This window comes from Asticcacaulis sp. (assembly GCF_051954415.1).
Lineage (GTDB): Bacteria > Pseudomonadota > Alphaproteobacteria > Caulobacterales > Caulobacteraceae > Asticcacaulis.
In genome coordinates this window covers 14,227-33,999 of the sequence record NZ_JBQCHT010000043.1, presented here as the reverse complement: position 1 = coordinate 33,999, position 19,773 = coordinate 14,227, and the positions used below count along the sequence as shown (strand labels likewise).

The window sequence follows — 19,773 nt, the reverse complement described above, 5'->3', positions numbered from 1 at the left end:
AACTGGAGGCCGGGCCGGTTGCAATGCTGCCAGCCGCGACCATATGAAGGCCAGACAGTTACATATTGAGGTGCGCCATGGCCGATAACGATCCCGCCCAAAACCAGCCCGCCGGCTATGTCGTGCCAAAAATCTGGCAGTGGGACAAAGGCAATGGCGGACAGTTCGCCAATATTAACCGGCCTGTCTCCGGTGCAACGCATGACAAGGAACTGCCAACGGGCAGGCATCCGCTCCAGCTCTATTCACTTGGCACGCCAAACGGCATCAAGGTGACCATCATGCTGGAGGAATTGCTGGCTTCCGGTCATGCTGGTGCCGAATATGACGCCTGGCTGATCAATATCGGCGAGGGCGACCAGTTCGGCAGTGGGTTCGTCTCCATCAATCCGAACTCCAAGATTCCGGCCCTGGTGGATTATTCGACCGCGCCCTCGACGCGCCTGTTTGAAAGCGGCTCGATCCTGTTTTACATGGCGGAAAAATTCGGGGCCTTTTTACCAACAGATCATCACAAGCGCGCCGAAACGATGAACTGGCTGATGTGGCAGATGGGCTCGGCGCCGTTCGTCGGTGGTGGTTTCGGGCATTTCTATGCCTATGCGCCGTTCAAGATCGAATACGCCATCAACCGTTACGCCATGGAGACCAGGCGCCAGTTGCATGTGCTGGATACGCAGTTGGGCAAAAGCGAATATGTGGCGGGCGATGACTATACCATCGCCGACATGGCCATTTACCCCTGGTATGGCGGCATTGTGAACAATGCCTATTCCGCCGCCGAATTCCTGTCGGTTGACGAGTACACGAATATTCGCCGCTGGATGGACCAGCTTGAGGCACGACCGGGCGTGCAGCGCGGCCGGCGGGTCAATCGCGCCGCCGACGGGTTGAAGGAACGCCATGACGCGGCCGATTTCGACGCCCTGCCGGGACTGCAAACGACCTGATACAATCGGTCACCATATTTCGCTTGCCTTTGCGGATGCAGTTGGGTTTGGTTCGCCTCAAAGTTTTTGATGACTCGCTCCGTGGGTTTGGGCAAAATAAGGTCGAAAAATGAAGATTACGATGATTGGCTCGGGCTATGTCGGCCTGGTTTCGGGTGTGTGTTTTGCCGAATTCGGCCATGATGTCGTCTGCATGGACCTGAATGTCGACAAGATCGAGGGCCTGAAGAAGGGCGTGATTCCCATCTTCGAGCCGGGTCTTGAGGAAATGACGCTCGATAATGTCAAGGCCGGCCGCCTGACCTTTACGACCGATATCAAGGCAGCCGTTGCCGGCGCCGAGGTGGTCTTTATCGGCGTGGGCACGCCGCCGCATCCGGAAACCGGCCATGCCGACCTGAAATATGTCTATGCCGCGGCGCGCGATATCGCCCGCTCGGTGGAGGGCTTCACCGTCGTCGTCACCAAGTCGACCGTGCCTGTGGGCACCGGCGATGAGGTCGAGCGCATCATCCGCGAAACCAATCCGAATGCCGATGTCGCCGTGGTCTCCAATCCGGAATTCCTGCGCGAGGGCGCGGCGATCAAGGACTTCATGATCCCGAACCGCATCGTGGTCGGCATCGAGGATGAACGCGCCCGCCCGGTGATGACAGAGGTTTACCGTCCGCTGTTTATCAACCAGTCGCCGCTGATGTTCACCACGCGCCGCACCTCCGAACTGATCAAGTACGCCGCCAATGCCTTCCTGGCGATGAAGATCACCTATATCAACGAAATGGCCGACCTGTGCGAAGCGGTGGGCGCCAATGTCCAGGAAGTGGCGCGCGGCATCGGCCTCGATAACCGCATTGGCACCAAATTCCTCCATGCCGGACCGGGCTAGGGCGGCTCGTGCTTCCCCACGGACACTCTGGCCCTTGTCAAGACGGCGCAGGATTTCGGTGCGCCGATCCGGCTGATCGAAACGACGGTGGAAATCAACGACGCCCGCAAGTCGAAGATGACGAAGAAGGTCATCAAGGCATTGGACGGCAGCGTCGCCGGCAAGACGGTGGCCGTGCTCGGCCTGACCTTCAAGCCGGAAACCGACGACATGCGCGATTCCCCGGCCATCACCATCATCGAGGAACTGGTCGAGGCCGGCGCCACCATACGCGCCTTCGATCCGGAAGGCATGGAAAATGCCAGGGCTGTCCTGCCGCCGATCACCTATTGCGAAGGTGCCTATGACGCCGCCACCGGCGCTGACGCGGTGGTGATCGTCACCGAATGGAACGAATTCCGCGGCCTGGATCTCAAGCGCATCAAGGCGGCCTTGAAATCACCGGTCCTGGTCGATCTGCGCAATATCTACCGCCGCGAGGAAGTGGCGCGCCACGGCTTCACCTATTCGTCGATCGGCCGCCCCAGTGAGGATATAGCGGCCGGCTGAATTTCAGACTGAAAATTTATAATGAACGCGATTGTATAAGGTCGTCGCGCGTGAAAGCGGCAATGGGGCAGACAGTAAATGTTTTGCAAGCCCAGGAGGAGGCGATGACCGCCATTCCCGCTACCCTTACCGCCGCCGGCCAGGCCGACGTCATTGAACTCACCCTTGCCGGCCTCAGGCAGCACAGCCTCACCGAGACGGAAACCCGCGACGATATCCTGCTGTTGTTCGATATCGACCTGACAGTCGAGCAAGCGCGGCAGATGTCGGGTTATCTCACTCGCGTGCTGTCTGCGGTGCGCGCCGGTGATATGTCGGCTGGCGACGCCGCCTGTGATATCCGCCAGGTGATGAGCGCGTTTCTGCCCGATGAGCCGGTTCAGTATGAAATGAACCTGATCTGACCGGCTGTGCGCCCTGACTACGATCTTGAACGCTTTGTCACCGCGCAGGCGCCGGTCTATGCGCAGGTGCTGGCCGAACTGCGGGCGGGCCGCAAGACCAGCCACTGGATGTGGTTCATCTTTCCGCAATTATCCGGCCTTGGCCGCTCGGCACGGGCGCAATATTACGGCATGTCCGGTCTGGCGGAGGCCAGGGCCTATCTGGACCATTCTGTTTTGGGAGAGCGCCTCTGCGCCTGTACGCGCAGTGTCATCGACACGCAGGCGCCATCACTGCATCAGATATTCGGCACGCCGGATGACCTGAAGTTTTGCTCCAGCATGACGCTTTTTGCCGCGGCGGCAGCAGAGGAGAGCGCACTATTCAAGGCAGCGCTTGACCGCTGGTGTGCCGCGCCGGACAAGGCGACCCTGCGGTTGCTCGAAAGCGCCTGAAACCTGCTTAACGTTGGCGCAACGGCGCCGTGGAGCCGCGCAGCACGATATCGTGCGGCAGAACCTGGTGGGGCACCGGCGTCGGCCATTCCGAGGTGCCGAGCGGCGACAGGCGGGTGAACAGAAGGTCGCCGGCCATGGCGCCCAGTCTTGGCACGGGCTGGCGAACCGTGGTCAGCGAAGGCCACAGCATTTCAGACGTCGGGATGTCGTCGAACCCGACGATCGAGCAATCGTCCGGCAGGGTCAGGCCCATTTCATGCGCCACCTTGATGACCGCGACGGCCATTTCGTCATTGCAGGCAAATATGGCGGTCGGTGGCTCGTCGCGTTCCAGCAGCCGGCGGGCGCAGGGAATGGTGGCGAAATAGCGGAACTCGCCGTCTTCCACCAGGCCGGGATCCACCTCCAGACCGGCCTCTTTCAGTGCCTGGGCATAGCCTTCAAAGCGATAAATGGTGGCGGCATGATTGGGCAGACCGCGAATAAAGGCGATCCGCCTGTGGCCATAGGTCAGCAGGTGTTGCGTCATCTGGTAGGCGGCACGCTTTTCATCGATCCTCACGCTCGGCAGATGCGGGACTTCCGTCACCGGCGACACCCGGACATAGGGCACGCCGGCTTCATCGAGCACGCCCAGCACGATTTCGTTGTCGGTCAGTGGCGCCGTCAGCACTGCGCCGTCGAGCTTCAGACGCTTGACCAGATCCTTGGCGCGGCGCTCGACATCCGGCGACTGATAATCCAGTTCCTCGACGACAAGGTGATAGCCGAAATAGCGGCAGCGCTCCATCAGGCCAAGCTGGATGTCGTGGGTATAGAGCCCGCCGGCGTCGCCATAGAGGTGGGCCACGACATAGGATTTTTCCGGCGCCAGGCTGCGCATCCCGCGCGCCGATTCATTGGCCTCGAAGCCCAGTTCGGTAACCGCCTGCCGGACGCGTGTGCGCATATCGGCCGAGACGTGGCGTTCATTATTGATGACGCGCGAGACGGTCTTGATCGAAACCCCGGCCAGGCTGGCGACGTCGATAATGGTCGGTTTGCGGGTGATCGGATCGGGCATCTAACGGCTCACGGTGAGAAAGGGATCGGCGCGTTTGGGGGCGGGCGGCGCGGCAAAGCCGTGCGCATAGACCTGGGTAATCAGGTCGCGGTGCGTGGGCAGGTCGCGGAGGGCGCCATCGGTAAAGGCGCGGATACGGGCGAAAATCTGGTCGGCGGCCTCGGCCCGGCTGTGGATCGGCGCCTGGGCGCTTATGTCGGTCGGGTAGTTCATGCCGTAAAGGATATATTGGTAGGAGGAGGCGGCGAAGATATCGATATCGGTCAGAGTGTCGAAACGCGAAGGCGGCCGATATTTCCACATATCGAGCAGCCCGCGCAGGTTTTCAGGGATGGTGGCCGGATCGGTATTGTCGCGCCAGAAGGCTTCCGGGCGGCGGGAAATGCAGTAGTGCAGTTTCAGGAATTCGGCGGTTTTCTCATAGCGCTGGCGCATACGTTCGTTGAACAGGCCCGCCGAGGCATCGGCCGGGCCGGTGAAGGGAAAGCAATCGACGAGCAGGCTAATGGCGACCTCGATCATCATGATTCCGGTGGCTTCCAGGGGTTCGTAGAAGCCGGCGGACAGGCCGATGGCGCAGCAGTTCTTGACCCACTGCGCCTTGCGGTAGCCGGGGTCGAACCGGATCAGTCGCGGCTCCAGGTGGTCGGCCTTGTCGCTGGCATACCGGCGCAGATAGGTGCGCAGGACATGACGCGCACGGTCATCCGAACTGTGGGCGCTGGAATAGACATAGCCGACGCCGCGCCGGCTATTGAGGCCGATGTCCCAGGTCCAGCCGGCCTCATGCGCCGTGGAGATCGTATAGCTGGGAATGGCTTCCTGCGGGTCGGCATAGGGCAACTGGATCGCCAGGGCGGTGTCGGTGAGAAGCACGTCCCTGACGGAGTGGAAGGGCGAGCCCAGGGCCTTGCCGATCAACAGGGCGGCAAAACCGGTGCAGTCGATAAAGAAATCGGCCTCCAGCCGGCCGTGTTCGGGGGAAATGACGGCGGTAATGCCGGTCTCCCCGGTCTCGACCTCGCTGATACGGCCTTCCAGATGCGTGACGCCATAGAGCCGGGCATATCGGGCCAGCAGGTTGCCGAAACGGCCGGCGTCGAAATGATAGGCATAGTTCATGCGGCCGCCGAAATAACCGCCCTCGTGCGCGCGCTTGGGGGCGCGTCCGGCATCGGCCACCCGCTTTTGCAGGGTGACGGCTTCGGCGAAAGGCGGCCGCGTGGCCGGATCCTGCATCAGCCAGTAGGGCAGGAGCCCGGCGCCATCGGTAAAATAAGGGGCCTCAAAGGGGTGGCTGTAGCTGGTGCCCTCTACTTCCCAGTCATCGAAACGGATGCCCTGCTTGAAGGTGGTCGAGCAGTCGCGCAAAAATTCGGCCTCGTCTATGCCCAGGGTTTGCAGGGTGGTGCGGATCGTCGGGATGCTGCCTTCGCCCACTCCCACCGTGCCGATATCGGGCGATTCGATCAGGGTGATCCGTGGCGCACCGGCTCCCTGGCCGAATACGCGCGCCAGATAGGCGGCGGTCATCCAGCCGGCCGTGCCGCCGCCAGCGATCAGGATTCGCGGTGAGGATGTCATGCAAGCCCCCAAAAGCACGATAGAAATGATGCCAGGAATGTGGACGCTAACACGCGGCTGGCCGCAGGGCAAGCGATGGACAGGCGGGCGAGACAGTCTAAGAATTTGAAAGCAAATGGAAAATTTCAGCCCCGGTGCATGATGGCTGTCTTTCTGACGTGGTCTGGTTATTCGGCTGGACAAGGCGCCTGCGGCAAGCCTATGAAAAATAGAAATATTTTCTGTGATATTTATGCAAAAGGACAATTATTTCAATAAATTGGTATTGTTGCTGCGATGTGTCTCTGGCTGACAACATTGTCAGGATTCATTTACAGCCGGTCTTGCCGGGACTATGTGTTTCACGCGTCACAAGCCCCGGATAAACCGGTCCGATGACCAGCGAAACGATCATCGGGCTGCCGGCATATCCGGAAAAATACGCTTCCTGAGTTCCCGAGACTCAGGAAGCGATCTATTTCTGATAGACCCGCACATAGTCGATCTTGAACTGCCATGGCATGGTGCTGTCATCGACGCCGGTCTTGCCGCCGAAATCACCGCCGACCGCCAGGTTGAGGATCAGTTCATGCGGCCGGTCGAACGGCCAGGCGCCCTTACCGGTGCCTTCGTTGCGGAAGCGGTAGTAGAAGCGGCCGTCTATGCCTTCCTTTATCTCGTCCGGCGTCCACAAGAGGCTGTAGGTATGCCACTGGCCGCAGACGGCCGGCATGGTTTTGAGAACACCCTTTTGTGTGCCCTTGACGTGGTTGTAGAGGCCGGTGTGGACGGTGTGGTAGATCGTGTCCGGGTTCCAGCCGACATATTCCATGATGTCGATTTCGCCGTCATCCGGCCATTTGAGTGCCTTGGTGGCCGGCAATTGCCAGATGGCGGGCCAGACGCCCAGGCCGCACGGCAATTGTGCCCGCACCTCGACATAGCCGTAGGTATAGGTCTTTTTCGACAGCAGGCGGGCGGAGGTGTAGTGCTGGCCGCCCCAGTCAGACCTGTCTTTCAGATCTTCCCTGCGGGCCTCGATAATCAGGCTGCCGTCCTCGATGCGCGAATTTTCCGGCCGGGCGTCACTGTAATATTGCAGTTCGTGATTGGCCCAGCCGTGTTTATTGGCGCCGGTGTCGTATGTCCACAGCCCCGCATCCGGCAGACCCGGCGTGCCGAATTCATCCGACCATTTCAAGCTGTAGCCGGCCGGCACACCGCCCGGTTCGTCAATGGCGAGGGAATCGGCCGCCGGTGGCGTGGACGGATCGGCCCGGGCGGTCAGCGGCAGGAACAGGGCAAGCAGGGGCATGAAACGGGCGAGGGGCGACACGGGCGTCTCCTGTAAAAAGAGTTTGTTTTTTGTGTTTCGCTGGCGCCTTTTTCGGCTTATGCCGGCAGCCTAGCAGACGCCGCCAATTATGCAAACCAGATGACCACGGCTCCGGTCAGCAGCAGCAGGGCTACGGAAAGTACGCGGTAATTCTGATACCATTTTACCGTCTTCAGGTGCGCGGTCTCCGCCTGCCAGACATCTTTTGCGAACATCAGGTGACTGACCGTGGCGGGGTCTGGCGCGGGCGCCGTCAGGCTGCCGGCCAGCAGGGCGATAAAGGCGACCGCGAAAATGACAATGGCCGCCACGAGGAAATGCAGCGGCAGAAGGTGAAACGCGAAGGCGTCGACAAACAGGATCAGGCTGGTGATCGTACCGGCCACCAGCCCGGCCGCGGCGCCGGCGCGGTTGACCCGTTTGATGAACAGGCCGGCGATAAAGACGGCGGCGATCGGCGGCACGAAATAGCACAGCACCGCCTGGAGATATTTCCACAAGGTATCCTGAAAATGGATGATCTGCGGCGTCCACAGCACCGAAATGACCATCAGGATCACCGTGATGACCTGGCCCGTCCGCACCAGTTGCACATCGGTCATGTCCGGTTTGAGCTTGCGGATGAAGTCCATGGTCAGGAGCGTCGAGGTCGAATTATAGATGCCGGAGAGGTTTGCCAGGATGGAGATCAGGCAGGCTGCCACGATCAGGCCGATCAGGCCGTGCGGCATGATCTCGAACACCATGTGCGAGAACACGCGGTCGGGTTGTGGCAGGGCGGGAAAGAGCAGCAGGGCCGCGGCCCCCGGCAGGATAACCAGGAAGAGGTTGGTCAGCTTGAGCGCCCCGCCCATCAGCGAGCCCCAGCGCCCGTGATCGAGCGATTTCGCCGCCAGAACGCGCTGGACCATGATCTGGTTGGTACACCAGAAATAAAAGCCGATCAGCGGCACGCCGGTGAGCAGGCCGGTCCAGGGCATGTCCTTGTCATCGGCCGGCATGATCAGTTTGAGATGCGCAGGATCGATGGCTTTCAGCGTGTGGCTCCAGCCCGCCAGGACATCGCCGCCGCCCACGGCCCGGAAGGTGAAGAAGGAGATGCCGGACGCGACAATGACCATGACCACGCCCTGAACGCCTTCGACCATTAGGACGGCGCGCAGGCCGCCGGCGATCAGGAAGCCGCCGGCGAGGATGGCAAGCAGCGCGCACACCTGCCACAGCGGCCAGTCCGGCACCAGGATCTGGAACAGGATCGACCCGGCGAAAAGGCCGCCGGCGGCATCGAGGAAAATACCGAGCACGACAGACAGACCTGACACATAGGTGCGCACGAACCGGCCGTATCTCAGTTCGAGGAACTCCGGCACGGTGAAGACCTGCGATTTGATATAGGTCGGCAGGACGAAGGCGCAGAATATGGTCAGCACGATGGCTGCCATCCATTCGTAGTTGAAGACGGAAATGCCGTGCGAATAGGCGGCGCCCGTCAGGCCGACGAGCGAGGTGGCCGAGATGGTCGAGGCATAGAGCGCAAAGCCGATCTTCGGCCATGAGGCGGATTGACCCGCCAGGAAATGTTCGCGGGCCTTGAGCTGCCGGTGGCGGTCGAGCAGGCCGAACAGCAGGAGGCCGCCGATATAGACACAGAAGACGGCCAGGTCGAGCCAGGTCAGATTATGCGCCAAAGGCATGGTGTCCGCGTCCCCGTATTGTTTTCGTGAGCCTAGCGGAATTCACAAAGGGCGCAAGCCGGTGGTATAGTGGCTTCCTGTTTGATGTGGAATTGAGATGGATAAGTCTGGCCCCCTGCCGCCCGGCCATGTACCCGACCTGCTGACGCCGCGCCTGAAGGTTGTCTTCTGCGGCACGGCCCTGGGGCGCGTATCGGCCGAGCGAAGGGCCTATTATGCCAATCCGGGCAACTTCTTCTGGCGGACCCTGCACAATACCGGCCTGACGCCGGAGCGCGTCAAACCGCAGGATTATGCCCGGCTGCTCGATTACGGCATCGGCCTGACCGATCTGTGCAAGGCGCATTTCGGTAATGACAATCAGCTTCCGCCGGGGGCGCTGGATGCGGTCGCCCTGCGCGAAAAGATCGAAAAGTACCAGCCGAAAATCCTGGCCTTTACCAGCAAGACCGGCGCGAGTGTTTCCCTGGGGCGGCCGACCGGCCATATCCCCCTTGGCTTTCAGCCGGAAACAATCGGCGACACCCGCATCTATGTCTTGCCGTCGCCTTCCGGGCAGGCGCGTATCTTCTGGAACCAGAATGTCTGGCAGGAGCTGGCTGATGCGGTAAAGACCTTTACCTGACCGCTGGATAAGCCTAACCTTGCGTGTGATCCCCCGACAGGTGCCCCATGATTTACGAATTCCAGCATGGCGTTATCACGGGCGCTTTCGCGCCGCCCCTGGCTGATGATCTGGCCCGGCTGGAAGAGGCTTTCCGGCGTTGCGGACATCTCCATATCGTCCTGACCGGCGCCGACCGGGCGCCGTCAACCCAGATGCCGTGGCCGGCCCATATGCGTGAGGCTATGTTGCGAGCGGCGCTGGGGGCGCTGGCGGATCGGGCCGATTTTTGCCATGCGCGCGATCATCTGTACCGGCCGGATCTACAGGGCAGTATCTGCGAACAGGTGACGGCACTTATGCCGGAAGATGGCGGCGGCTGGCTGGGCGCGGAAGACCTGGCCCATCCGCCGGCTGAGCCCGAAAGGGCCGAGCAGGTGCGCGCTGGCTTTCTGCGCGATGGGCCTGACGCCATTGCCGGGCAGGTGCCAAAGGCGGTACTGGAGATGCTGCGCGCCTATGCCGCGACGTTCGATTTCAACCGCCTGCGCGAGGAACAGCTCTATATCGACGACTACAGGTTAAGCTGGGGAGTGGCGCCCTATCCGCCGATATTCGTCACCTGCGATACCCTGATCCAGCATGGCCGTCACCTGCTTTTGATCAAGCGCGGCGGCCAGCCGGGCGCAGGGCTTTGGGCCCTGCCGGGTGGGTTTGTCGAGCCGGACGAGACCCTGCTGCAAACGGCGGTGCGCGAGGTGGCGGAGGAGACGCGCCTTGACCTGACGCCCGCCCATATCGCCGAACATCTGGTGGCGTCGCAGGTCTTCGACTATCCGAAGCGCTCGGCGCGCGGCCGCACCATCACCCATGCCTTCCATTTCCGTTTTCCGGAAGGGCCGTTGCCGAAGGTCGAGGCTGCCGATGACGCCGCCGGCGCGCACTGGGTAGCCATCGATGATCTGGACGCCATGCGCGGCCAGATGTTCGAGGATCATACCGATATCATCGAATTCTTCCGGCTGGACACACAGATGAAAAACGCGTGACGTGGTGGGGCGGCCTGTGTTACCCTGAATAAATATAACAAATATATTTATTCAGGGAGAAGACCATGCGCCGTAATAATCCGCATAGGCGGGCGCTGCTGAAAACCTCGGGCGCCGGGCTGGGCTTGGCCCTGCTCGCCAGGCAGGCACAGGCGAAAACGACAGCCGGGACGCTGATCGAACGGCGGATCGACACCGGCTGGCAGATGCGCCAGGCGGGCAAGGACGACTGGATCGCGGCCACCGTGCCGGGAACAGTCCATACTGATCTTCTGGCGGCGGGCCGGATTGCCGATCCCTTTTATCGCACCAATGAACGCGACCAGCAGTGGATCGACAAGGTTGACTGGGAATATCGCACCACGCTGGATATCGACGCGAAGACCCTGGCGCACGATCACATCGAACTGGTGTTCGCGGGGCTCGATACCTATGCCGAGGTCTGGCTCAATGACGTTCTGGTGCTTTCCGCCGACAATATGTTCCGTGAGTGGACGGCGGATATCAAGCCGCAGGCGAAGGCCGGTGCCAACGCCCTGCGCATCCTGTTCCGCTCGCCGATCACCGAAGGGCTGAAGCGGCTCGATGCCCTGGGTTACAATCCGCCGGCGCCGAATGATCAAAGCGAAAACGGCGGCCTGGGAGATAAGCGGGTGAGCGTCTTTACCCGCAAGGCCGGCTATCATTATGGCTGGGACTGGGGACCGCGTTTTGTCACGTCCGGCATCTGGCGGCCGGTCACTCTGCGTGCCTGGAGTGGTGCCCGGATCAATGATCTTCAGGTGGTGCAGGACAGCCTCTCGGCGGATGCGGCGGCGCTCACTGTCGTATTCGAGATCGTCGCCGCTCAGGCCGGTCCGGCGGTGATCGAGCTGACCAGCGAGACGGACGGGGCCATCCGTCCGCGCCAGGCGGTCACGCTCGTCAAAGGCGTCAATATCCTGCCGCTGAAGGTGACCGTCAAACAGCCGAAACTGTGGTGGACCAACGGTCTGGGTGAGGCGCACCTTTACAGCCTGACCGGCCGGGTGGTCACCGCCAGTGCCACCGACAGCCGGACCGTGACCACCGGGCTGCGCACGGTCAAGATCGTCCAGACGCCGGATGCCGAGGGCCGCAGCTTTTATGTCGAACTGAACGGCGTGCCGGTCTTCATGAAGGGCGCCAACTATATCCCCAATGACAGCTTCCTGCCGCACGTGACGCATGAGGTCTATGACCGCGTCGTGCAGTCGGCGGTCGATACCAACATGAACATGCTGCGCGTCTGGGGCGGCGGCACTTATGAGGATGATTATTTCTACGACCTGTGCGATCGCAACGGCATACTGGTCTGGCAGGATTTCATGTTCGCCTGCTCCATGTATCCAGGCGATGCCGCCTTCCTTGAAAACGTCCGGCAGGAAGCGGTATATAATGTCCGCCGCCTGCGCAACCACCCGTCCATCGCCCTGTGGGTGGGCAATAACGAGATCGACGCCGCCTGGCAGAACGATGTGCCAGAAGGCGGCTGGGGCTGGAAGCAGAAATATACGCAAAGTCAGCGCGATGAGATGTGGAAGGGCTATCAGGCCGTCTTCCTTGATATCCTGCCGAAGGTGGTGGCCGAACATGACGGCCAGCGCTTCTACTGGCCTTCCTCGCCGCAGGCGGCATGGGACTTTAAAACAGGAATTAGGCACGCCGACCTGTCGCAAACCAAACAGTCCGGCGATATCCATTACTGGGACGTCTGGTGGGGCCAGAAACCCTTTGCCGATTACCGCAGCCATATCGGCCGCTTCATGAGCGAATACGGCTTCCAGTCTTTCCCGGAATTCAGGACGGTGCAGTCTTACGCGAAGCCGGAAGATTACGACATCTTTTCGGAGGTGATGGCGGCACACCAGCGCTCGTCGATCGGCAACGGCACGATCAAGAACTACATGCAGCGCGATTATGTTGTGCCTGCGGATTTCCAGCAGTTCCTCTATGTCGGGCAGGTCTTGCAGGCCGAGGGCATCAAGGTGGCGATGGAAGCTCACCGCGCGCGTATGCCCTACTGCATGGGCTCGCTGTTCTGGCAGATCAATGACTGCTGGCCGGTCGCCTCTTGGAGCAGCATCGACTATTATGGCCGCTGGAAGGCGCAGCAGTATTTCGCCCGCAAGGCCTTTGCACCGGTGCTGGTGTCGCCCGTGCTGGAAGGCGACAAGATTACCATTACCGTGGTCAGCGATCACCTGCAAGACAGGGCGTCCACGCTTGAAATCAGGAGCATGGATTTCAAGGGAGAGGGCGGGCGCGTGCAGAGCTTGCCTATTACGCTTAAAGCCAATCGCGCCGAAGTCGTTTTCACCGGCGATGTCGCGCCTCTGCTGAACGGCTTGACGCCGGAAAACGCCCTGCTGCATATCCGGCTTACTAATAAAGAAGAGACGATGTCGGAGACTGCGGTCTATCTAAAGCCGGTCAAGGATCTGGCCCTGCCGAAACCCGTGATCGAAAGCCAGGTGAAGCCGCTTGAGGGCGCGGTGGCCGTCAGCGTCGCATCGCCGGCTTTGGTCAAGAACCTGTGCCTGGGTTTCGAAGGGCATGACGGGGTGTTCAGTGATAACTTCTTCGACCTGCTGCCGGGCGAGACACGGATTATTACCTTTACCCCGCGTGGATCGGCGCCCGGCGCCGGTGATCTGATTCTGAGGCATATGATGTCGTAACGCCTGAAATTAGAAGTTGCGTATCAAGAGCGGCTAGGGGCATGGTCGGTCCGACCTATGAGAGGATCGACCATGCCCGTTTCCCGTTTTGCGCTCGCCCTTTGTCTGTCTCTGTCTCTGACAGTGCCCCTGATGACCGCGGCCACGCCGGTGTTCGCAGGGCCGTCCGACGATCAGTTCAAGGTGATCTACACCACCGAGTGGGCCTGGCGACAATCCCTGCAACAGACCGACGAGAACAATGTCAATGCCGGCGTGGCCGCGCACCTGCCTGATGTCAGCGCGGCGGCGCAATCAAAGCAACTGGCCTACTGGCAGGATGTGGAAGCGAAGCTGGCCGCCGTAGATATCAAGAGCCTGTCAGCGGAAAACCAGGTCAATTACCAGGTCTACAAGGCACAGATCGACGCCCTGGTGGCCGCGAAACAATTCCGCGAATTTGAGAAGCCGGTCAATTCCGACAGCAGTTTCTGGGCCGACCTGACCTACATCACCGAAAGCGATTTCCACACTGAAGCGGATTTCCGCAACTATATCGGTCAGCTTTCCGACATGCCGCGCTATTTCGATCAGCAGATCGTCAATATGAAGGCCGGTCTGAAACGTCATTTCACCGCGCCGCAGGTGACGCTTGAAGGCCGCGACGCCTCGATCCGCACCGTCATTGATATCAAAAAGCCGGAGGACAGCGTCTATTACAAGCCGTTCGTGACCATGCCCGCCAGCATACCGGCAGTAAAACAGGCCGAGTTACGGGCGCTGGCGGTCAAGGCCATCGCAGAGGCGGTGATCCCGGCGCACAAGTCGCTTCTGGCCTTCTTCGATACCGATTATCTACCGCACGCGCAGGTGGCGCTGGGCGCCAGTGAACTGCCGGATGGCGCGGCCTATTACCAGTCGAAGATCCGTGAATTCACCACGCTGGATTCCTCCCCGTCGCGGATTCACCAGTTGGGCCTCGATCAGATGGCGCTCATCCGCGCCCAGATGCTCGAAGTGATGAAGGAAGTCGACTTTAAAGGCGACCTGCCGGCCTTCCTCAAATATCTGCGCACTGATCCGAAATTCTACGCCAAGACACCCCAGGATCTGCTCGATCGTGCCGCCTGGATTGCCAAGACCTTCGATGGCAAGGCCTCGCAATATTTCGGCCGTCTGCCGCGCTCACGCTTCGCCATCGTGCCGGTGGCGCCGGAAATCGCGCCCTATTATACCTCCGGTCGCGGCGGGCCGGGGGCCTATTACGTCAATACCTACGACCTGCCGTCGCGGCCGCTGTTCCAGCTCACCGCCCTGACCCTGCATGAATCGGCACCGGGTCATGCCTTCCAGATGCCGCTCGCCCTGGAAAACAAGTCCCTGCCGGAATTCCGTCAGAAAACCTATATCTCGGCCTATGGCGAGGGCTGGGCGCTCTATTCGGAATATCTCGGCGTCGAGATGGGCATGTATGACACGCCCTATGACCGCTTCGGCTATCTGAGCTACCAGGCATGGCGGGCTTCGCGTCTGGTGGTCGATACCGGCATCCATTCAATGGGCTGGACGCGCGAACAGGCCCGCCAGTACCTGCGCGACAACACTGCCCTATCCGAACACGAGATCGATACAGAGGTCGATCGCTATATCTCCTGGCCGGGTCAGGCACTTTCCTATTATCTCGGCGAAATGGCCATCCGGGATGCCCGCACGAAGGCGGAAAAGGCGCTGGGCGATAAGTTCAATATCCGTGCCTTCCATGACGCCGTGCTCGAACTGGGGTCTGTGCCGCTGCCGGTGCTGAGCGCGCACCTTGACGCCTTTATCGCGACCGGCGGCGTGGGGCCTTATCCGGATGAAGAAAAATAGCCCGATCAGGCCGTTTTCATGAAATTCTCCGACGGACAATGTTTTGCAATGAACTCGGCGTGGCGTGGCAGTTGCGCCACGATTTGCCCGATCGTTTCGCGGCGCTTCTGCATCAATTCGCGCAGGGTATCGGTCGGCACACGGTCAGCCAGTGGATCGTAGGCGTCGGCAATCATGCCCTGGCCATTATAGATGGATACCCAGGAGGGCTCGGCGAAGTGGTCGTATTTGCGCAGGATGACCTCGCCGCGCCGGCGATAGAGTTCCATCTTGTAGGCCAGGTCTTCGGGGATCGGCATGTCCGCGCAATAGCGCCACAGCGGCTCGTCCCGGCTGTTCAGGCGATAATGCAGAACAATGAAATCGCGCACCTTTTCATAGGCGTCGAGCGTACGGGCATTGTATTCGTCGCGCAGGAACGGATCGATCTCTTTCGATGGGAAGAGTTCGAGCAGGCGGATAATACCGAGTTGGATAAAATTGATCGAGGTCGATTCCAGTGGCTCCAGGAAGCCGGACGACAGGCCGACACAGATGCAGTTCTTTTCCCAGAAGCGGTTGCGGTGCCCGGTGGTGAATCGGATCAGCATCGGGTCTTTCAGCGGCGTGGCATCGAGATTGTCCAGCAACACCGTGCGGGCCGTTTCGTCATCCATGAAACGGCTTGAATAGACATGGCCGTTGCCGGTGCGGTGTTGCAGGGGAATGCGCCATTGCCAGCCGGCGGCATGGGCGGTGGAGCGGGTGTAGGGTGAAAATTCCACGCTCTTACCGGTTGGCATTGCCCAGGCGCGGTCCACCGGCAGGTAGTCCGACCAGTCGGTATAACCGGCCTTCAGCGCGCCGCAGATCAGCAGGGCGCGGAAACCGGTGCAGTCGATGAAGAAATCGGCCGCTTCCACGCTGTCGTCATCGAGGGTCAGGCTGTCGATATGGCCGGTCTCGCTGTTGAGATTGACGCCGCTGATCTTCGCGTTGCGCCGCCTGACGCCGCGCGCCTCGCAATGGGCGCGCAGGAATTTGGCGTAAAGCGACGCGTCGAAATGAAACGCATAACTATAGTCGTGCATGGGTGAACGCGGATCGGGGTTCGGCGGAAAGAACTTGCCGGCATAGGCCATCTGGGTGGCCAGGCTGTAGGCTTCCAGCGGTGTATCATCTCCGGCTGCGTTAAGCTTTCGCCAGATCTGGTGCGCGGCCAGACCCTCGTGCATGGCACCGTAATCGCCGAACGGGTGAAAATAGCGGTTGCCGACATGCCCCCAGTTACGGAACTCGATACCCAGCTTGAAGGTCGCTTCGGTGGCGCGGATGAACTCGGCTTCGTTGACACCGATATGCTCATTAAACACGCGCATGGTCGGGATGGTCGCTTCGCCGACGCCGATGATGCCGATGTCCTCGGATTCGATCAGCAGGATATCGACCGTATTTCCCAAACCGGCCTTCAGCGCCGCCGCCGACATCCAGCCGGCTGTGCCGCCGCCGGCGATAATGATCTTGCGGATAGGTTCGGCCATTCACGTTTCCCCGATTCAATAGCCCTGTCTTATAGCAGCAAAAGCAGGACCTGACATAAAAAGCCCCTCCCGGCAGGACCGGAAGGGGCAGGTAAAAGGAACCTTGGGGAGGAAGACTTGCGGCAATCTCGGTGCCGCAAGCCGGTCAGGTCCTAGAACAGGCCGCGCAGAACGACCGAGATACGGCGGTCGGTCTTGATAGCCGAGTACCACTGGGTTTCCAGCGGCGCGGTCAGATCGCTCGACACCAGTTGGGTGGTGGTCGAGTGCGTCAGGTTCACGGCCTGGACACCGATCTTGTAGTTCGGGTTGATCGTGTAGAAGATCGAGCCGTCGAGCTGGCCGTAATCATCCGCCCAAAGCGGACGGTTCACGTTGGCCGCCGAGGTGGTGTAGAGGTACTTGGAGCGCCAGTTATAGGCCAGGCGCGCCGAGATGCCGTACTTTTCATACATGAGAGCGACATTGTAGCTGTCCGGCGACATGCCTTCCAGCGGCAGGGCGTTAAGGGCGCTTTCGTTTGTCGAGCCGGAATTGCGGCCGCCCGACGAGTCGATGTGGGTATAGTTGGCCTGCACGCCCAGACCGTTGAACGGCGCCGGCAGGAAGTCGTAGAACTGCTGGTAGGCGACTTCAAAGCCGTCCACCTTGCCATCGACCGTGCCGTTGAAACGGCGGGTCACGTCATAAGTGAAGGTCTGGCCGTTGCTGGTATAGGTTTCGGCGCGTGTACCATTATAGATGTAGTTCGTGAGATCCTTCTTGAACAGGTCTAGCGTGAAGCTGCCCGTCGGGGCGAAGTACCATTCCGCCGTCAGGTCGTACTGATTGGCTTCGATCGGCTTCAGGTTCGGATTGCCGCCGGTGCCGGTGTATGTTGGCTCTTTACCTGGGTCGTAGGAGACGCCGAACGTGGCGTCGGCGGCGTCACCAACCTGATAGGTGGTAAAGCCATAACCGAGCGAGGTGTAAGGGCTCAGCCAGGCGAGTTCCGGGCGAACAATTCCCTTTGAAGCGGCGAAGCGGAATTGGAGCTGATCGTTCCACTTAAGGCGAACGTTCAGGCTCGGCAGGGTATTGGTATAGTCCTGCGAACCACCGTAGGCTTGGCCCAGCTTACCAAAGGCGACAGCCGCGTTGTAGTCGGTGCAGTTTTCAACACATGTGCCGGCCACATTCGGAAGCGTTGCCGAAATAAAGCTGTCGCCTGACGCTTCCGTTTTCACAACGCGGACACCGAAGTTTCCGTCAACCGTATGGCCGCTGATTTCGCCGCCGAACTTGGCGGTGAGATAGGCGGCGGTCGTCTTTTCATTCTGAGTGTTCAGACCGCCGGAAGCGGCATAGGTCGACCAGTCATCGCTGAGCGGTTTCCAGCCCCAGCCTGAGGTATTAGCCATGGCCAGCAGTTGGGCGGTGATGGCAGTGCCGCGATTGACGACAGAAGCTTCAGGGAAGATGACTGAACCGGGGACCGGCACGTCGCCATTCATGAAGTTGCTGAAATCGCGTACTTCATAGGTGCCGGAGCCGGTATCTGTTGTGGATTGCGGGTTGCCGGCATTGCCCCAGTACTGCGAAGACAGGAAACCCCAGTTATAACCGGACTGGCGGGTGACGTAATCCTTGTCGGTGGTGCGAACACCGAACTTGAAGCTCTTCAGCCAACCAGCGTCGAGCTGGTAATCGCCATCGATGCGGGCGGCGATTTCCTTACCATCGTTCTTTTCGATATGGTCCATCGCGGCGGCCCACCAGTAATCGGTGGCGTCCGAGGTGTCTGAGCCCGAAACGCTGATAACTGGCAGCTTGCCGGTCAGGTCAATCGTGGCGTCCGGCTTGTTGCCGATCTGCAGGAAGGCTGTGTTGGAGAGCACCTTGGCAGTGGACTTCACATACTGGAGGTCGCCAGCCAGGGTCAGTCGATCATTGACATTCCAGCGGGTGTGGAGTGAGAGGTCGGTCGTTTCATTGTGATCTTCGCCATAGCGCGTATTCGAAGTAATGCCGGCATCCTTGACCGTGCCGCTCTTGAAGACGCCATTGGCGTCATACTGATAAGTTGCCATGGAATCGGCCGAAGAGAATTCGCCGCTGTCGTTATAGAAACCAACATTGTATTCGGTGTTCTTCGGCTCCGCCTTGGCGTTCAGCACCGACAACGTGAACTCCAGATCGTCGCTCGGACGCCATTGCAGGGCGCCGTTGATGGCCGTGCGCTTCTGGTTCCAGTCGATGGTCCGCCAGCCCATGGTGTTCGGGATCAGCTTGTCACCGACCTGATTGTAGCGGTCAACGGCGATAACGTTGGTCATATTGCCTTCATTGACCAGCGAATAGTTGAACAGGGCGCCGACTTCACCGGCCGAGGTGTTCCAGCGGTTGGAGAGGAGCACACTGGCCGAATAGTGATTCTTCTTTTGCAGGTCGCCCTGCGTGGCGTCGGCGGTGAAAGCGATGATCGGCTTCTTGGAATCGAAGGGCAGGCGGGTGCGCAGGTTGACTGTGCCGCCGATGCCGCCTTCGACCATGTCGGCGGAGGGGTTCTTGTAGACGTCGACGCCGGCCAGCAGGTCGGAGGACACGTCGCCCCAGGAGAGGCCGCGGCCGTTCTTGGCCGAGAAGATGTCACGGCCGTTGGTTTCCGAACGGACCCAGGCCAGGCCGCGGATTTCGACGCCGCCAGCTTCTGCCGTCATGCGGATCGGGTCGTTGGCTTCGGCGGCGCGCTGGATGGTGACGCCGGAAATGCGCTGCAGGGCGTCGGCCACCGAACGGTCCGGAAGGGCGCCGATGTCAACGGCGGTGACCGAATCCACGATCACGTCCGAGTCCTTCTTGATCTTTTGCGCGCTCTTGAGCTGGGCGCGTTGGCCGGTCACGATGATGACCGTATCGTCAGCCGGGGCGGCGGCGGGCGCGGTATCCTGAGCGTGGGCGATGGCGCCAAGGGCCAGCGTACCGAGAACAGCCATCGAGGCGGTTCCCATCAGCAGGCCCAGTTTCTTTTTAGTCGTCGTCATTAAAACGTCTCCCTGGAGTGAACGGCCGCGCGCTTTCCGAACGCGGCATAAGCAAAACTGACAAGATGGGAGAACGGCCCACGGCGCTGGCGGCCGCGTGCATATAAAACATTGTTTAAATGTAAAAACGCTGAAACGTGACAATCA

Annotated in this window: 13 protein-coding genes and 1 pseudogene; 8 read left to right on the top strand and 6 right to left on the bottom strand. The window is 60.4% G+C overall.

Annotation, left to right across the window (positions count from 1 at the left end):
- The first annotated feature begins 77 nt into the window (after positions 1-77).
- From yghU to ACTHND_RS16190, 4 genes and pseudogenes are all read left to right on the top strand, one after another.
- Positions 78-950 carry a glutathione-dependent disulfide-bond oxidoreductase gene (gene yghU, locus ACTHND_RS16205; protein ID WP_440179006.1) on the top strand — a complete coding sequence of 291 codons (873 nt, stop codon included), beginning with the start codon at positions 78-80 and terminating at the stop codon, positions 948-950.
- Between the two features lie 109 nt (positions 951-1,059).
- Positions 1,060-2,385 (top strand): annotated as a pseudogene (locus ACTHND_RS16200) (UDP-glucose dehydrogenase family protein).
- 104 nt (positions 2,386-2,489) lie between these two features.
- On the top strand, positions 2,490-2,789 hold the full coding sequence (locus tag ACTHND_RS16195) for a hypothetical protein (protein WP_440179005.1): 300 nt from the start codon (positions 2,490-2,492) through the stop codon (positions 2,787-2,789).
- Positions 2,790-2,795: 6 nt separating this feature from the next.
- The gene (locus tag ACTHND_RS16190) at positions 2,796-3,224 is read left to right on the top strand and encodes a DUF1810 domain-containing protein (protein ID WP_440179004.1); all 429 of its coding nucleotides are present in this window, start codon (positions 2,796-2,798) and stop codon (positions 3,222-3,224) included.
- Positions 3,225-3,231: 7 nt separating this feature from the next.
- On the opposite strand, the gene ACTHND_RS16185 is transcribed toward ACTHND_RS16190, so the two are convergent.
- The 4 genes from ACTHND_RS16185 to ACTHND_RS16170 form a co-directional block, all read right to left on the bottom strand.
- Positions 3,232-4,290, bottom strand: coding sequence for a LacI family DNA-binding transcriptional regulator (locus ACTHND_RS16185; RefSeq protein ID WP_440179003.1), 1,059 nt, complete (start codon positions 4,288-4,290; stop codon positions 3,232-3,234).
- Positions 4,291-5,874 carry a tryptophan halogenase family protein gene (locus ACTHND_RS16180; protein WP_440179002.1) on the bottom strand — a complete coding sequence of 528 codons (1,584 nt, stop codon included), beginning with the start codon at positions 5,872-5,874 and terminating at the stop codon, positions 4,291-4,293. It abuts the gene before it with no gap.
- Positions 5,875-6,328: 454 nt separating this feature from the next.
- The gene (locus ACTHND_RS16175) at positions 6,329-7,189 is read right to left on the bottom strand and encodes a glycoside hydrolase family 16 protein (RefSeq protein WP_440179001.1); all 861 of its coding nucleotides are present in this window, start codon (positions 7,187-7,189) and stop codon (positions 6,329-6,331) included.
- An 86-nt stretch (positions 7,190-7,275) separates the two neighbouring features.
- The gene (locus ACTHND_RS16170) at positions 7,276-8,883 is read right to left on the bottom strand and encodes a sodium:solute symporter family transporter (protein ID WP_440179000.1); all 1,608 of its coding nucleotides are present in this window, start codon (positions 8,881-8,883) and stop codon (positions 7,276-7,278) included.
- 97 nt (positions 8,884-8,980) lie between these two features.
- Here ACTHND_RS16170 and ACTHND_RS16165 point away from each other — a divergent pair, with 97 nt between their 5' ends.
- The 4 genes from ACTHND_RS16165 (at position 8,981) to ACTHND_RS16150 (ending at position 15,083) form a co-directional block, all read left to right on the top strand.
- A complete protein-coding gene (locus tag ACTHND_RS16165) occupies positions 8,981-9,508 on the top strand; it encodes a mismatch-specific DNA-glycosylase (RefSeq protein ID WP_440178999.1) in 528 nt (175 codons plus the stop codon).
- 47 nt (positions 9,509-9,555) lie between these two features.
- Positions 9,556-10,536: an NUDIX domain-containing protein gene (locus ACTHND_RS16160; RefSeq protein WP_440178998.1), complete on the top strand. Its 981-nt coding sequence runs from the start codon at positions 9,556-9,558 to the stop codon at positions 10,534-10,536.
- A 65-nt stretch (positions 10,537-10,601) separates the two neighbouring features.
- A complete protein-coding gene (locus ACTHND_RS16155; RefSeq protein WP_440178997.1) occupies positions 10,602-13,235 on the top strand; it encodes a beta-mannosidase in 2,634 nt (877 codons plus the stop codon).
- 72 nt (positions 13,236-13,307) lie between these two features.
- Positions 13,308-15,083, top strand: coding sequence for a DUF885 domain-containing protein (locus ACTHND_RS16150; RefSeq protein ID WP_440178996.1), 1,776 nt, complete (start codon positions 13,308-13,310; stop codon positions 15,081-15,083).
- A 5-nt stretch (positions 15,084-15,088) separates the two neighbouring features.
- Here ACTHND_RS16150 and ACTHND_RS16145 read toward each other — a convergent pair whose 3' ends face one another.
- Together ACTHND_RS16145 and ACTHND_RS16140 are read right to left on the bottom strand one after the other, a co-directional pair.
- Complete coding sequence (locus ACTHND_RS16145; protein ID WP_440178995.1) at positions 15,089-16,603, bottom strand: tryptophan halogenase family protein; 1,515 nt, start codon at positions 16,601-16,603, stop codon at positions 15,089-15,091.
- A gap of 152 nt (positions 16,604-16,755) precedes the next feature.
- A complete protein-coding gene (locus ACTHND_RS16140; protein WP_440178994.1) occupies positions 16,756-19,626 on the bottom strand; it encodes a TonB-dependent receptor in 2,871 nt (956 codons plus the stop codon).
- Positions 19,627-19,773 lie beyond the last annotated feature (147 nt).

Excerpts from the sequence above, each read along its gene's own strand:
- yghU (WP_440179006.1), top strand. The coding sequence starts at position 78 with ATGGCCGATAACGATCCCGCCCAAAACCAGCCCGCCGGCTATGTCGTG.
- ACTHND_RS16165 (WP_440178999.1), top strand. The coding sequence starts at position 8,981 with ATGGATAAGTCTGGCCCCCTGCCGCCCGGCCATGTACCCGACCTGCTG.
- ACTHND_RS16140 (WP_440178994.1), bottom strand. The coding sequence starts at position 19,626 with ATGACGACGACTAAAAAGAAACTGGGCCTGCTGATGGGAACCGCCTCG.
- ACTHND_RS16185 (WP_440179003.1), bottom strand. The coding sequence starts at position 4,290 with ATGCCCGATCCGATCACCCGCAAACCGACCATTATCGACGTCGCCAGC.
- ACTHND_RS16160 (WP_440178998.1), top strand. The coding sequence starts at position 9,556 with ATGATTTACGAATTCCAGCATGGCGTTATCACGGGCGCTTTCGCGCCG.
- ACTHND_RS16150 (WP_440178996.1), top strand. The coding sequence starts at position 13,308 with ATGCCCGTTTCCCGTTTTGCGCTCGCCCTTTGTCTGTCTCTGTCTCTG.
- ACTHND_RS16180 (WP_440179002.1), bottom strand. The coding sequence starts at position 5,874 with ATGACATCCTCACCGCGAATCCTGATCGCTGGCGGCGGCACGGCCGGC.
- ACTHND_RS16170 (WP_440179000.1), bottom strand. The coding sequence starts at position 8,883 with ATGCCTTTGGCGCATAATCTGACCTGGCTCGACCTGGCCGTCTTCTGT.
- ACTHND_RS16195 (WP_440179005.1), top strand. The coding sequence starts at position 2,490 with ATGACCGCCATTCCCGCTACCCTTACCGCCGCCGGCCAGGCCGACGTC.
- ACTHND_RS16145 (WP_440178995.1), bottom strand. The coding sequence starts at position 16,603 with ATGGCCGAACCTATCCGCAAGATCATTATCGCCGGCGGCGGCACAGCC.
- ACTHND_RS16155 (WP_440178997.1), top strand. The coding sequence starts at position 10,602 with ATGCGCCGTAATAATCCGCATAGGCGGGCGCTGCTGAAAACCTCGGGC.